At 60.0% G+C, this 11,984-nt stretch carries 17 protein-coding genes; 11 read left to right on the top strand and 6 right to left on the bottom strand.

The features are described from left to right. The coding region (locus tag O6929_10705) for a hypothetical protein (protein MCZ6480855.1) at positions 1-538 on the bottom strand (538 nt) is incomplete at its 3' end. A 128-nt stretch (positions 539-666) separates the two neighbouring features. Further along, positions 667-816 (bottom strand): hypothetical protein, encoded by a 150-nt coding sequence (locus O6929_10700; GenBank protein MCZ6480854.1) that lies wholly within the window; start codon positions 814-816, stop codon positions 667-669. 402 nt (positions 817-1,218) lie between these two features. Between O6929_10700 and O6929_10695 the strand changes: the two genes are divergently transcribed. Further along, complete coding sequence (locus O6929_10695; protein MCZ6480853.1) at positions 1,219-1,512, top strand: hypothetical protein; 294 nt, start codon at positions 1,219-1,221, stop codon at positions 1,510-1,512. A 70-nt stretch (positions 1,513-1,582) separates the two neighbouring features. Further along, positions 1,583-2,200 carry a glycine zipper domain-containing protein gene (locus tag O6929_10690; GenBank protein ID MCZ6480852.1) on the top strand — a complete coding sequence of 206 codons (618 nt, stop codon included), beginning with the start codon at positions 1,583-1,585 and terminating at the stop codon, positions 2,198-2,200. Positions 2,201-2,376: 176 nt separating this feature from the next. Here O6929_10690 and O6929_10685 read toward each other — a convergent pair whose 3' ends face one another. Further along, positions 2,377-2,640 carry a hypothetical protein gene (locus O6929_10685; protein ID MCZ6480851.1) on the bottom strand — a complete coding sequence of 88 codons (264 nt, stop codon included), beginning with the start codon at positions 2,638-2,640 and terminating at the stop codon, positions 2,377-2,379. 58 nt (positions 2,641-2,698) lie between these two features. Here O6929_10685 and O6929_10680 point away from each other — a divergent pair, with 58 nt between their 5' ends. From O6929_10680 to O6929_10645, 8 genes are all read left to right on the top strand, one after another. After that, a complete protein-coding gene (locus O6929_10680) occupies positions 2,699-3,247 on the top strand; it encodes a hypothetical protein (GenBank protein MCZ6480850.1) in 549 nt (182 codons plus the stop codon). Further along, complete coding sequence (locus O6929_10675; protein MCZ6480849.1) at positions 3,244-3,990, top strand: ABC transporter permease; 747 nt, start codon at positions 3,244-3,246, stop codon at positions 3,988-3,990. The genes O6929_10680 and O6929_10675 overlap by 4 nt, the downstream gene beginning before the upstream one ends. Positions 3,991-3,998: 8 nt before the next feature. Continuing rightward, the gene (locus O6929_10670) at positions 3,999-4,814 is read left to right on the top strand and encodes an ABC transporter ATP-binding protein (GenBank protein ID MCZ6480848.1); all 816 of its coding nucleotides are present in this window, start codon (positions 3,999-4,001) and stop codon (positions 4,812-4,814) included. Then, a complete protein-coding gene (locus O6929_10665; GenBank protein ID MCZ6480847.1) occupies positions 4,793-5,878 on the top strand; it encodes an MlaD family protein in 1,086 nt (361 codons plus the stop codon). The genes O6929_10670 and O6929_10665 overlap by 22 nt, the downstream gene beginning before the upstream one ends. A gap of 537 nt (positions 5,879-6,415) precedes the next feature. Then, positions 6,416-6,994 (top strand): sigma-70 family RNA polymerase sigma factor, encoded by a 579-nt coding sequence (locus tag O6929_10660; protein MCZ6480846.1) that lies wholly within the window; start codon positions 6,416-6,418, stop codon positions 6,992-6,994. Between the two features lies 1 nt (position 6,995). After that, positions 6,996-7,787, top strand: coding sequence for a zf-HC2 domain-containing protein (locus tag O6929_10655; protein MCZ6480845.1), 792 nt, complete (start codon positions 6,996-6,998; stop codon positions 7,785-7,787). A gap of 226 nt (positions 7,788-8,013) precedes the next feature. Continuing rightward, the gene (locus tag O6929_10650; protein MCZ6480844.1) at positions 8,014-8,631 is read left to right on the top strand and encodes a sigma-70 family RNA polymerase sigma factor; all 618 of its coding nucleotides are present in this window, start codon (positions 8,014-8,016) and stop codon (positions 8,629-8,631) included. Then, positions 8,618-8,857 carry a zf-HC2 domain-containing protein gene (locus O6929_10645; GenBank protein ID MCZ6480843.1) on the top strand — a complete coding sequence of 80 codons (240 nt, stop codon included), beginning with the start codon at positions 8,618-8,620 and terminating at the stop codon, positions 8,855-8,857. The genes O6929_10650 and O6929_10645 overlap by 14 nt, the downstream gene beginning before the upstream one ends. Here O6929_10645 and O6929_10640 read toward each other — a convergent pair. Further along, positions 8,854-9,066 carry a hypothetical protein gene (locus O6929_10640; protein MCZ6480842.1) on the bottom strand — a complete coding sequence of 71 codons (213 nt, stop codon included), beginning with the start codon at positions 9,064-9,066 and terminating at the stop codon, positions 8,854-8,856. The two genes, O6929_10645 and O6929_10640, sit on opposite strands and share 4 nt — an antisense overlap. A 79-nt stretch (positions 9,067-9,145) precedes the next feature. On the opposite strand from O6929_10640, the gene O6929_10635 reads away from it, so the two are divergent. Beyond that, on the top strand, positions 9,146-9,571 hold the full coding sequence (locus O6929_10635) for a hypothetical protein (protein ID MCZ6480841.1): 426 nt from the start codon (positions 9,146-9,148) through the stop codon (positions 9,569-9,571). A 196-nt stretch (positions 9,572-9,767) separates the two neighbouring features. On the opposite strand, the gene O6929_10630 is transcribed toward O6929_10635, so the two are convergent. Both O6929_10630 and O6929_10625 read right to left on the bottom strand, forming a co-directional pair. Then, on the bottom strand, positions 9,768-10,514 hold the full coding sequence (locus tag O6929_10630) for a glycosyltransferase family 2 protein (GenBank protein MCZ6480840.1): 747 nt from the start codon (positions 10,512-10,514) through the stop codon (positions 9,768-9,770). A gap of 586 nt (positions 10,515-11,100) precedes the next feature. After that, positions 11,101-11,880, bottom strand: coding sequence for a 3-hydroxybutyrate dehydrogenase (locus O6929_10625; protein MCZ6480839.1), 780 nt, complete (start codon positions 11,878-11,880; stop codon positions 11,101-11,103). Between the last annotated feature and the right edge of the window lie 104 nt (positions 11,881-11,984).

The following is an 11,984-nucleotide window of genomic DNA, read 5'->3' as shown; positions in this document are numbered from 1 at the left end:
AGGATCGGAGTGGCATGTCTTTTCGCCGCCATCGGTCTCCACACACATCCTCGATGGTCCCGAAAACCTCCAGCCCCGCTCCGAATACCACCAACTGGACCTGGTGACCGCCGTGTCCTCCACGGGCTTGGCCGCCACCGTCCATAGACTCGAATCGGTAATACAGCTCGTAACGGACCTCTTCACCTGCCGCCGGTACGGCAATCGCAAAGGAGACCGGCTCGAGACGGACGGCACCGATCGTGTCGCCATAGGTCCAGCGGTCGGCCACGATGTTCCCCTTGGCGTCCAGGGCGAACAGCCGGACTTCGAAGTTAAAGAATGCCATGTTGTTCCGCAGGCTGCTGACCGCGTAGCCTTCGACGCGGACCCCCTCGCCCTCGGGGGTTGTGCACCGCCAGAACAGGTCGGCCCACAGCGCATCATAGTAATAGGCATATTCCGCGGGCGGATTATAGAGGTCAGCTGGCCGGGTGAAGGTGCTCGGGGGCAAAGCACAGCCCGTTAGGGCGAGTGCAAGGATCAGGTACCGGTACATCTTCTTCCTCCTTCCTCGACAGTGTTTTTCAATCGCCACATCCTACTATTCCCCAGAATTTCCGATTTCAATCCTCTGTGAAGCGTGTGAAGCAGGGAAATTACCCCGCTCTTTGCCTCCCTCCTCAGTCAGTTGCGACTCACCAACAGCTCCTTGATCAGTAGGAGCTCGTGAAAAGCGCCGTCCTCGCCGAAGCCGTTCCAGCAGGCACGCAGGAGGCTGGTCTCGGGCAATGAGTAGCCCCTCTTGACGAGGTCAATCAGGTGCACGATCCTCATGTTCATTGCTCTTCTCGGGGCTGCAGCCACGGCCGAAGTAGCCATGGTTTCAGCCGTTTTGTCTTCTCTAAACTAGTAACTTACTCACGGGCGCCCGGGTTCCCGGGCAGGCGTGCCCTCCTCAGTCCCTGGCGACGATTCGATCACCCCAAGACTATGCCTTTGGTAAAGCCAGAGCCGCTGTGTCGCCGGGGCTGCGCACCGGTGGGGCAGGGTTCGACAGTCTCCGCGGGAACTTTCCTGGGCTCTTCGAGGTTTAATATGTGAACAGAAAAATTGGTCAAGGATTTCTCCGGTATACACCTCAATTCTTCTGCACCTCTGTAACCTCTTGGGTTTGACCTTCATCTAAGGATCTGAAGGAATGGCGAAAGTCAGAGGAGGGAGAGTTTCATGAACACGATGGGCAGACACACAGTTAGACAGTTAGAGAAGACTCTTGGCACGGGCAGATCATACGATGAGAACCGTTCCGAGGTCATGGTTGAGGGGCGGTCTCATCAAGTGGCGTATGACATGATGTGGGTGAAGGCACCAACCGAGCGCTGCTGCGGAAATTGTGGAGTGGTCGTGGAGCGTTGGATTCTCCACAATGATCTCGGACACAGGGTTGCCGAGGCAACCTTCTGCTCGGTGTGCTACCCCGATGTGGAGAGGTTATTCCATACGCCTGATCCAGCCCGCGATGCCGCGTAACGGAGATGAGTACGTTGAGAAACCCGTGCCACGACATTGAGGAACGCTCAGTCGTAAGGAGAGAAAGGCCATGCGAAGCTTTTTAAGTGTTATCGCTCTTGTCGCCATGCTCAGCGGGTGTGCCCAACGGCCTCTGTCCACCAGGGAGCAGGGGGCGTTGACTGGGGCCGGCCTGGGTGCGGGTGCGGGGGCGCTTATCGGCAGTGCCAGCGGCAACGCCGGAACAGGGGCCGCCATTGGGGCCGGTCTTGGCCTACTGAGCGGGGCACTTATAGGCGGGGCCATCGAGAACCAGCGGGGCGAGGTGGCGACGCCGCCCTCCACCGCAGGATTCGCTCAGACAGGTGTGGCGACGACGCAGCCGGGACAAGGGCAGGTGAACGTTAGCAGCCCGACCACGGTCACTGTAGACCCCACCAGGGGGCAGTTTGTCAACGGCACAAGGTGGCGGCTTGAGGTCTTTGTCGACGCCGACCCGCAGGCCGTGCAGAACGGAGGAGGCATCGCGTTGAACCCGCAGGAGACCCGGCAGCACAGCATGGATCTGGGGGCTCACCGGGTGATTGCCCGGGCCCATGTGGATACCCAGTTTGGCACTCGGACGGTGGGGCGGTACGACCGAACCATCCAAGTGGATCCCCGGGCCAGCGGGTGGACCCTGCGCTTTAGCGAAGCCGATTTCCGGTAAACGAGTCCTGCCGATGGCCGGCCCATTTTGTCTCACGCATTATTCGCAAATCTTCAGGTGCGACGAGATGAGTGTTTCCCGTAGAGAACCGGTGTTCAAAGCATCGCACTTTCAGCGGAGGCCCGCTGACGAAGCCACGTATCAAGAAAGGTGTCATGAGACGCATATGGAACATTTTATTGGCTGGGGTCGCCATGTTCACGCTCCTCGTGGGCAGTGTACCATTGGCGGACGGTAATGGCTTGGGGCATCTTGGCCAGCGCCATTGCATCCGGCCCCATCATCCAGAGGGCAGGCATGGCCACCAGCATTGCCGGCGCGGCGACCAGGATCGCTGGACCGAACGCCACCATGGCGTGCAGGACGACATCTTCTGGGAGCTGCGGAGGCATCGGGTGATCATTCACCCTCGCCCCCCGGGAGCCTTTGACCAGCGCCATGCCGGGTGCCATCCGTCTGCACCGGTAGCCCCCCGGGAACGAGATAAGGAGGAGTAAAGTGGCCCTTGGGCTTGCCCATAACGGTTCTGGCCGGAGCAAAAGGCACTTCTCGCTCTGCCTCCTGGCCGTCGGGATCTTCCTCACGGCCTGTGCGGGCGCTCATATCCGGAACGGAACATACATCAATGAGACCAAGGGCTTTGGTGTGCAACTTCCGTCAAGAGCCTGGACTGTCGAAACAGGGGAAGAGACGGATCTGATATTGCTCCATGAATCTCGCCAGGCAGGAATGGTGGTCAATGCCACCTGTGGTGAGATCCCGCCCGACCGCCCCCTGAACATCGTGAGTCGGCACCTCTTTTTTGGCATCCAGGCCAAGGAGGTCCTACAGCAGGACGGGCGCACCGCCGTTCAGGGAGAAGGGTTGGAGGTGGTCCTGCGGGGGGAACTGGGAGGCCGGGAACTGCAGCTGCACGGCTATACCCTCAGGGGACCCGATTGCGTCTACGACCTGGTCCTGTTCGCACCTCCCGAGGTGTATTCTGAGGTCAATTGGGAATTTGAGGCCCTAGTTCGGGGGTTTCACATGTTACCAGAGGGGACATGATGAGGGCCTTCTTCGGCTATCTCGGCGGGAGCACGCTGTTGGCATGTCAGGCCGTGCGGGAAGCGCTTTTCCCCCCCTACCGATTTGGCCTCTTCGTGACACAGATCCATGCGATGGGTGTCCTCTCGCTCGTCCTGGCCGTGGTCGCAGGCCTCTTTGCCGGGATGGTGGTCGCAGTGCAGGGAGCGCATGAGCTCCAGCGTTTCGGGGCGACCCTGTACATCGGCCCCACAGTGGCCCGGTCCATGGTCCGGGAAGCGGGCCCCGTCATAACTGCGCTCCTCGTCGGGGGCAAGGTGGGAGCAGGGATCACGGCGGAACTGGGGGCTATGCGGGTCACAGAACAGGTCGATGCCCTCCGGGCCATCGGGGCAAACTACATCAAGTTCCTGGTTGTCCCACGACTACTCGCCGGCCTGGTGGTCTTCCCGCTCCTCACCATCATCGCGAATGTCGTAGGCATCCTCGGTGGCCTCTTGGTGGCCACGGTACAGCTTCGGCTCGACTACATGCTCTACTGGAACACCATCCTCGACGCCACCACCTTTCAGGACTACTTTAGCGGATTCGGGAAGTCGGTGGTGTTCGGTTTCCTGGTCGCCTTGGTCGGCTGTTACCAGGGCCTGACCTTTACCGGGGGGAGCACCGAGCTGGGACGCGCCACGACCGGCACCGTGGTGGTCATCGGGATCTCCGTCCTGGCGGTTGACTATCTGCTGACCCAGTTCTTTTTTCTCTTCTAGGGAGCACAATGGCAAAGCGACTGATGGAGCAAGCGGGTGTCATACGGATCCAGGGGGTCCACAAGGTCTTCAACGGTCACCAGGTACTGGCCGGGATAGACCTCAACCTCCAGGTCTGCGAGACGTTGAGCGTCCTCGGGGGGAGCGGTGCCGGCAAGAGCACCCTCCTCAAATTAATCGCCGGCCTTGCCAAACCGGACCATGGACAGATCTTTCTCTTTGGGGAGGACATTGTCCCGCTGAGCGAGCGAGAGTTGCTCCCCCTCCGGAAGCGGATGGGCGTCGTCTTTCAGGGGGCAGCCCTCTTTGACTCCCTCACCGTCTTCGAGAATATCGCCTTCCCACTCAGGCTCCACACGACGGCAAGTGAAGGAGAAATTCGTGACCGCGTGGCTGAGACCCTGGAGCAGGTTGGAATGCCCGGAATCGGGAATCAGTACCCAGTGGAGCTGAGCGGGGGGATGAAGAAGCGCGTGGGCATTGCCCGGGCACTGGCGCTGCAACCGGAGACCGTCCTGTTCGACGAGCCCACGGCAGGACTCGACCCCCAGAATGGCCGGATGATCTGCGATCTTATTGCTCAACTGCACCGAGATCTCTGCCAGACCTCGGTGGTGGTGACCCACGACCTACACTGCGCCTTCACGATATCGAACCAGGTGGCATTTCTGCATAGCGGGAAGATCATCGAGGTCGCCAGTCCCGAGGAATTCCGAAATTCGGCAAGGCCTGAGGTACAGGCATTCCTGGAGGGGGCGTTCGACCGGGCGACCACGCCCCGACATTCCGACTGGAGGTTCCCATGGAATCGCGGAGTGGCGTGAAGATCGCTGTAGGACTCTTTGTCTTTGCCGGGCTTCTGCTCTTTGCGGCCTCGATCTTCTTCCTGGGGGAGCGGGGAAGATATTTTGCCCCTCAGCACCCGCTTCAGGCCTCCTTCACCAACGCAGGTGGCCTGCACAAGGGGGCCACGGTGCGCCTGGGCGGCGTGGCAGTCGGCCGCGTGACCGGGATCCGCGTGCCCCGTCCGCCCGAGCAGAAAGTGCTCGTGGAGCTGAATGTCGCCGGGGCGGCCATCGAGAGTGTCCGCCGGGACTCGGTCGCCCGGATCGAGACGGTAGGATTTTTGGGTGACAAGTTCATCGAAATCAGTGTCGGCACCTCACAAGAACCTCGTCTCCCGGACGGGGGGACCCTGAGAGTCGAAGAGCCGGCAGGCTTTGGCACCCTCGTCGGCCAAGGGCAGCGAGTACTCGGGCACGCCGAGGGGTTCGCTGCGTCCATGGATACCATGCTCGCGACATTGAAGGATGCCCAGACGGCTGAGGCCATCGCCAGTGTGGCACAGGACCTGAAGGAGTTCGCCGCATCTCTGGAGCGGGGCGAAGGGGCGCTTCAGTGGCTGACGAAGGATCCCGCCAGCCGTCGCTTTGTGCAGGACCTCGGTCGCACCGCCGAGGCGTTGGCAGACCTCTCCACCGAGGTGAAGAATGGGCGGGGACTGGCCCACGCTCTGATCTATGACCCAGAGGGTGGCAAGGTGGTCCAGGAGTTCTCGCAGACGGTGCGGGAAGTCCATTCGGTGCTCCAGGCTATCCGAGGAGGCGAAGGAGCGATCCCGGCCCTGCTGTTTGATCCGAAGTCCAGGGAGCTGGTGGAGAATCTCACGGAGACCTCCCGGCACCTCAAAGAGATTACTGCGAAGATCGCCCAGGGAGACGGGACGCTCGGGGCGTTGCTGGTCGATCCCACGGTCTATGAGAATCTGACGGCACTCCTCGAAGGGGCCCGGCGAAGCTGGATCCTTCGCTGGGTCATTCGGAGTGCCGTGGAATCGGGCCGTGAGGCCGAACAAGAAGAGATCCAGGCGAGGGCGAATAAGAAATGAAGAGGAAAAGTTGGGAGGCGGTCTATGTGGTATAGGATTGAGAGTCACAGGAGCAGCTGTATGTGTAGGGGAGTGGCCGAGAAATGGGTGCTGCTCGCTGGTGGGAAGCGCCTTGCCGTTGTAACCTTCTGTCCCCTATGCCATCCACAATTGGCCACCCTGGTTGAACGTTCGCGGTCACTCGTCCTGCAAGGTAAAGGCGCTCGTGGCGAATAACCGGGGCCAAACACGCCTTAAGGAGGCCGATTTTCGGTAATGAAGTGCTACGATGGCCACAGGCAAGAGACAGAAGAGCCCTCACCGACACCTGCTGCCTGTCTTCGGTATCCCCCAGATACGCATCTTGAACGAATAGTTAAATGGCGACTGAAGGAGCGGCAGGGCCATGGGGCAAGGCGACGCTCTCTTGCTTGGTCGCAACTACAGGGTCCGAGGTTACCGTGTGAACTAGAAGCGTTGGTCAGTCCTCCTGACGGGCTTATGTGGCAAATCGCGAATCGCGCCCGAACAGAATGTTTGTCAGACAGGGAGCAGTGGATGGCCTTTCCCCTCGATGTCTTGAAGCAATATCTCTCGGTGAAACCGGGCCCGGAGGAGGATGCGGGTGCGTTTCAGCAGGAGGCCGTGGAGCATCTCACTTCTCTGTATAACTTTGCCCTCGGGTTGGCCAAGAATGAGGATGACGCGGCGGACCTGGTCCAAGAGACCTACCTCCGGGCGCTCCGGTTCCGACACCGGTTTCAGCTGGGAACCAATCTCCGGGCCTGGCTGTTTAAGATATTGAGGAATGTCTTTATCGATAGTTACTGGCGCCGGAGACGGGAACCGGCCATGGAGGATCTGGAAGCTAACGGGGGATCCGCCACGGTGACTGAGGCGGAGGGAGTGCGTGGCGCAGACGCGGGACCCCTGAACCGCCTGGTCCGCGTCGACCTCAATGAGGCCCTCGAGCAACTGCGGGATCCGTTCCGGACGGCGATCCTCCTCTCGGACGTGGAGGGGCTGAGTGTCGAGGAGATCGCCGGGATCATGGACTGTCCCAAGAATACGGTCAAGACGCGTCTCTTTCGGGGGCGCCAGTTGCTTCGGAAACTCTTAAGCGACTACGGGAGCTGAGATGAAGGACAAAGCGACGTGTCAAGAGACTCAGGAGTACCTTCAAGAATTCATGGATGGCACCCTGACTGCGGACCAGGTAGGGCGGCTGCAGGCCCATCTGGAGACCTGTCCGGCGTGTGCGGGCGAGCTAACAGTTCAGCGTAAGATCCGAAACCATGTGGCTGCCGGGATACCCCGGCGAGAGCCCCCTGCCGAGCTTCGCCGAAAGGTGACAGAGATCCTGACCCCTAAGGAGGCGCCCACCTGGCGATTGGTGCCGAGGCCCGCCCTGCAATGGGGTATGGCGTTCGCCGCACTGGTGTTGATCAGCATCGTTTCCCTCACGCTGCTCACTCGTGGCGAGCGCATCTCGCCTATCCTGATTGAGGCCGTCAACGATCACCGCAGTTTTGTCATGCGGGGGACTCCACCGACGGAGCCCACGGCTGATCGGCAACAGGTAAGAGAATGGCTGGCGGCCAAGGTGGGCTTCGAGGTCGATCCCCCGGCGGGCCGGACAGCAGAGCTCCGGTTCATGGGGGGAGATGTGACCTTCTTCCTTGAGCGAAAGGTCGCCTGCCTGCTGTATAGCAAGGGGAAGACGCTTGTCTCCCTTTTCGTCCTGCCCGATGAGGGGGTAGAAGTGCCGCGGACAGGTTTCCGCCCGGTGGACGGGCTGGAGCTCTACGTCACGTCTCAGGACGGGTACGGCGTGGCCTTGTGGAAAAAGGGTAACCTGCTCTACGCGCTAGTCACAGAGCTTCCGCCGGACGAGCTAGTGGGTGTCGCCAGAGAGATGGCCCGGATCTAAGTCCTTCCTTTCACCAAGACGTATCCAACGCCAAACACCGCACTCCATTTTCCTGTGAGAAAATCAAAGGGGTCAGATCCGACCCCATTGAATTCCCGAAGGTATTTGAGTATTTGCCTCATCTTTTGCTATAGTGCCAACCATCAGGGCGGTTTCACGGGGCCCTTTCCGTTCTTATACCTTCGCACTCGCCAAAGAATCTTTTGGTAGCGATGGGGCATCTAACATGGTGGGAGCGACTGAGCAGGCTGGATTCCCGGACTTGGAACTTCTCGAGCGGCTCAAGGCCGGGGATGAGCAAGCCTTTGCAGCCGTTGTCGACCGCTACTCTGCTCAGACCTATCGCATCGCTCGAAGCATCACGAGGGATCGCCAGGATGCCGAGGAGGTCGTGCAGGATGTTTTCTTGACGGTGTTCCGGAAGATTGGGAGCTTTGAGGGCCGGTCTGCGTTCACTACCTGGTTGTATCGGATCACCGTCAATGCCGCCATGATGAAAATCCGTGGGCGGGACGAGAGGACGGAAGAAGACGTAGAAAAATGGCTGCCGGTCTTTGACGGGGAGGGGCACCACGTGCACTCGGTGGAGGCCTGGTCAGCAAATCCGGAAAACCTCCTCCTGCAACAGGAGAGGCGCAAAGTCGTTCGTCAAGCGGTGGCAACCCTGCCAGCAGAGTATCGAGCTGTGTTGGCCCTTCGGGACCTGCAGGGGCTCTCCGGTGAAGAGGTGGCCGAGATTCTCGGGCTCAGCCTCGCCGCCGTCAAGACACGGTTGCACCGGGCTCGCCTGGCGCTCCGGGGAAAGTTGGCAGCCTACTTTGGGGTACAGCATGATCAGCTGTAAGGAGATCACAAATTTGCTTGCCGACTATCTGGAAGAAGCGCTGGATGAGCAAACCGTCCAGGCCCTCGAGGCCCACCTCTCGGGCTGTCGGATATGCGATAACTTTATGCGCACCTATCAAACAACCACCACGCTTTTGCGGGATCTTGGCGAGGAGGAGATCCCCGGGGAACTGAAGGACCGACTTCTTCGTTTCGTGCGGGAGCGAAAAATGAAGAACCCCTAGACCCGACGCGCAAGCGGTTTACCTGTCACGGGGTGGTGGACGTAGAGATGGGCAGCAGTCGGCAGCGCCTTGACCCTTGTGCTCCTTGGCTGATGGATGTGTCGGAAGGCCAGATCCCCCATGACCGCAGGTCGACCGTCTTCCAACAGAATGGGCAAGACGGGAGCATCACAGGGCTGACCATCCCCGTTAGCGCTGCGCCGAAGCATGTAGGTTCCGTTATCGAGGAGGCCTGGGAACCTTCCAACGGAGTCAGCCGTTAGATATGTGGAAGGGGGGTGAGCGGGCATGGATTGCTTGGTTTCTTTATCAGACGCTTCTAGAATAAGCCTGCGCGCCAAGCGAGTCATTTTTGTCTACAACGCGGATTCCGGGGCGCTGGCCGCCATGTGGGACAGCGCGAAAAAGGTGGTCGGCTCAGAAAAGGCCTGTACCTTGTGTTCCATCACGCACGGCGTCTTCGCGGAAAAGGCGGAATGGGGTGAAATCGACCGCTCCCTCGGCGCGCCCGCGGTCTACTATCACCGCGACGACGTCCCCGCGGAACTCCGTGATTTTATTGACCAGAAATCCCTGGCGCTCCCACTGGTGGTCTTTGAGTGGGAAGGCGGAGATTACGACGTCGCGATTACAGCCGGGACGGTGAAAAACTGCGCGGGCGATCCCCGCCGCCTCAAAGACGAGCTCAAAGCCGCCCTGAAGAACCGCACCTAGTTCTCCCAGTCACGCGCCTCCGCCAGTCTTCGCCTGGCCCACTAGATCTTCCGTGCTGGTACCATCCACAGGCGGTATCTCTGGTGGGTCGTTCGGTGTCAATCCGTCCGATCCTGGCCTCAACGGGCCGTCCAGCCGATCAAAGGGGTCAGACCCCATTGAATTCCATAGGAAGGGTCGGGGGACTCGGCCTCATTCAGCAAACTCCTTGTTGCAGACGCCCACGGGGGCATGGGCTTCCCGGCGGATTGTCTCCCGGGCCACGCCAGCGCTCGGCATGCCGCTGGGTATCGAGCCGCAGGGTGTGCAGAAACAGCAACCATACAATGAAGCAAAAAGTGCGCCAGGGTCCGCGGGCGAGCAGGCGCCGTCCAGACGTGAGCACCGGCACCGGGATCAGGATGGATCGACCAACCCGCTTGAGGCGCTGGGTGAATTCGAGATCTTCCAAGACCCGAAGGTCCTTGTACCCGTCCATTTCGCGGAACAGGGCGGCTCGTACGAAGATGCCCTGATCTCCGTAGTAGTTGCGGGTCAAGCGATATCGGATCCGGTTGATCCACGTGATGGTGCGCAGGCTCCACCCACGTTCGACAAAGAGATGCTCGAAGGCGCCACCAGCAACGTCATTGCTGGACAGGGCCTGGTCAATTAGCTCGAAAACACTCGCTGGCGGGAAGGAATCGGCATGGAGGAAGAAGAGAATTTCACCGCGCGCGGTTTCCGCACCTGCATTCATCAGGGCGGATCGTGTGGACCCCGAGGGCCAGAGGAGCTTTGCCCGCCCCGCCACAGCGCGTTCCGTGCCGCCAGGGTCGCCGGAGGCTGCCACGATGACCTCGACCGCGTCGTTCCTCACGAGGCCATCTAGGTAGTCAAGGGTCTGGCCGAGGGCGGCGGCGTCGTTCCTTGCGGGAATGATGACGGAAAATCGTGGAGTCATTTCGTCAGGAGAATCAATCTCGTTTTTTTGCCATTGTCATCCAAAAGGGTAAGTCACACTCATCGCGGCTGCGATGTGGCAATCGCCTCCCTCACTGGACCGTCGTCGAGATCGTCCGGGGACGAGCGTGGTCCCGTTTAGAGCTCCCGCAAGTCCCACGAGGCGGGAATGTGGGCTCTGCCGGACCGCTTTGGCGGAACACTCGAGAAGAGAAAACAAAAGAATGACGATCCCTGCAACTGGGGTGGAAGGGGAAGATTCCCTCATCAATTTGTTGGGCCCCGAGGGGGATGAGAGCCTGAAGGCTGCGTGGGGTCCCCGGATTTCAGATCCGACGGAGGCAAGTGACAACTCCCCTGTCCAGAGGAGGATTGTACACCTCAGCCATACTTAAACTTGAACAAGACAAGGCCCAGTACCAATGCGATCCCGATAATTGCTTCTAACATGTTATTTCTCCTGAGAAATGGTATGGTCCATCGAGTCCGCGAATTTACGCCTATATGCTAATATCTTAACACGGATCGGGCCGTCTTTATTCCACTATAACGGGGATTGGGCAGACCGGGGTCCCGGCGCCGGATGATCAATGGGCGGTCCAGCCGAGATCCATAGCGACGTGCGTTCCCGTGATTCCGCTGGCCTGCTCGGTGCAAAGGAACACCACCATTTCGGCTACTTCCTGCGGTTCGAGCAGCCGTTTGACCGCCTGGGGAGCAAGGATCACCTTCTCCATGACCTCCTGCTCAGAGATACCATGCGCCTTCGCCTGGTCAGCGATCTGTTGCTCCACCAAGGGTGTCCGCACGTAGCCCGGGCAGAGGGCAACAGCGTTGATGTTGTGCGCCGCCCCCTCGAGGGCGATGACCTTAGTCAGACCGAGCAATCCATGCTTGGCAGAGACGTAACCCGCCTTAAAGGGGGACGCGACCAGGCCATGGGTGGAGCCGAGGTTGACGATACGTCCGAAGCGCTGGCGGAGCATGTGCGGGAAGGCATACTTACTGAGGAGAAAAGCCCCCGTGAGCATCACGCCGAGGAGGAGATCCCACTTCTCCTCCGGAAAGTCCTGGATCGGGGCGACGTGCTGAAGACCAGCATTATTGACAAGGATGTCGAGTCGGCCAAACCGGTCGACCGTGGTGTCCACGACGCGTTTGGCCTCCTCCCCCTTCGACACGTCCGTCTTCTGGAAGAAGGCCCTTGGTCCTGATGTCTCAAGATCCTTGACTGTTGCCTCGCCGGCCTGCTCATCGAGGTCGGCGATGACCACTTTCGCACCGGCTTTGGCCAGCGTGAGAGCAATAGCTTTCCCGATCCCCCTCGCTCCACCCGTCACGATCCCCACCTTCCCATCCAAACGCATGATTATTCCCCCCTTCAGACGATTCTCTTTTCGGGTGTACAATAACGATTGCCAGGGGCAGGAACAGCATAAGATGGGCCCGAAAGGGTGTCAATGACCGTATC

Source organism: Candidatus Methylomirabilota bacterium, assembly GCA_027293415.1.
Classification (GTDB): domain Bacteria; phylum Methylomirabilota; class Methylomirabilia; order Methylomirabilales; family CSP1-5; genus CSP1-5.
This window is presented reverse-complemented; position numbering and strand designations above follow the sequence as displayed.

Excerpts from the sequence above, each read along its gene's own strand:
- O6929_10700 (MCZ6480854.1), bottom strand. The coding sequence starts at position 816 with ATGAGGATCGTGCACCTGATTGACCTCGTCAAGAGGGGCTACTCATTG.
- O6929_10695 (MCZ6480853.1), top strand. The coding sequence starts at position 1,219 with ATGGGCAGACACACAGTTAGACAGTTAGAGAAGACTCTTGGCACGGGC.
- O6929_10690 (MCZ6480852.1), top strand. The coding sequence starts at position 1,583 with ATGCGAAGCTTTTTAAGTGTTATCGCTCTTGTCGCCATGCTCAGCGGG.
- O6929_10685 (MCZ6480851.1), bottom strand. The coding sequence starts at position 2,640 with ATGGCGCTGGTCAAAGGCTCCCGGGGGGCGAGGGTGAATGATCACCCG.
- O6929_10675 (MCZ6480849.1), top strand. The coding sequence starts at position 3,244 with ATGATGAGGGCCTTCTTCGGCTATCTCGGCGGGAGCACGCTGTTGGCA.
- O6929_10670 (MCZ6480848.1), top strand. The coding sequence starts at position 3,999 with ATGGCAAAGCGACTGATGGAGCAAGCGGGTGTCATACGGATCCAGGGG.
- O6929_10665 (MCZ6480847.1), top strand. The coding sequence starts at position 4,793 with ATGGAATCGCGGAGTGGCGTGAAGATCGCTGTAGGACTCTTTGTCTTT.
- O6929_10660 (MCZ6480846.1), top strand. The coding sequence starts at position 6,416 with ATGGCCTTTCCCCTCGATGTCTTGAAGCAATATCTCTCGGTGAAACCG.
- O6929_10655 (MCZ6480845.1), top strand. The coding sequence starts at position 6,996 with ATGAAGGACAAAGCGACGTGTCAAGAGACTCAGGAGTACCTTCAAGAA.
- O6929_10650 (MCZ6480844.1), top strand. The coding sequence starts at position 8,014 with ATGGTGGGAGCGACTGAGCAGGCTGGATTCCCGGACTTGGAACTTCTC.
- O6929_10645 (MCZ6480843.1), top strand. The coding sequence starts at position 8,618 with ATGATCAGCTGTAAGGAGATCACAAATTTGCTTGCCGACTATCTGGAA.
- O6929_10640 (MCZ6480842.1), bottom strand. The coding sequence starts at position 9,066 with ATGCTTCGGCGCAGCGCTAACGGGGATGGTCAGCCCTGTGATGCTCCC.
- O6929_10635 (MCZ6480841.1), top strand. The coding sequence starts at position 9,146 with ATGGATTGCTTGGTTTCTTTATCAGACGCTTCTAGAATAAGCCTGCGC.
- O6929_10630 (MCZ6480840.1), bottom strand. The coding sequence starts at position 10,514 with ATGACTCCACGATTTTCCGTCATCATTCCCGCAAGGAACGACGCCGCC.
- O6929_10625 (MCZ6480839.1), bottom strand. The coding sequence starts at position 11,880 with ATGCGTTTGGATGGGAAGGTGGGGATCGTGACGGGTGGAGCGAGGGGG.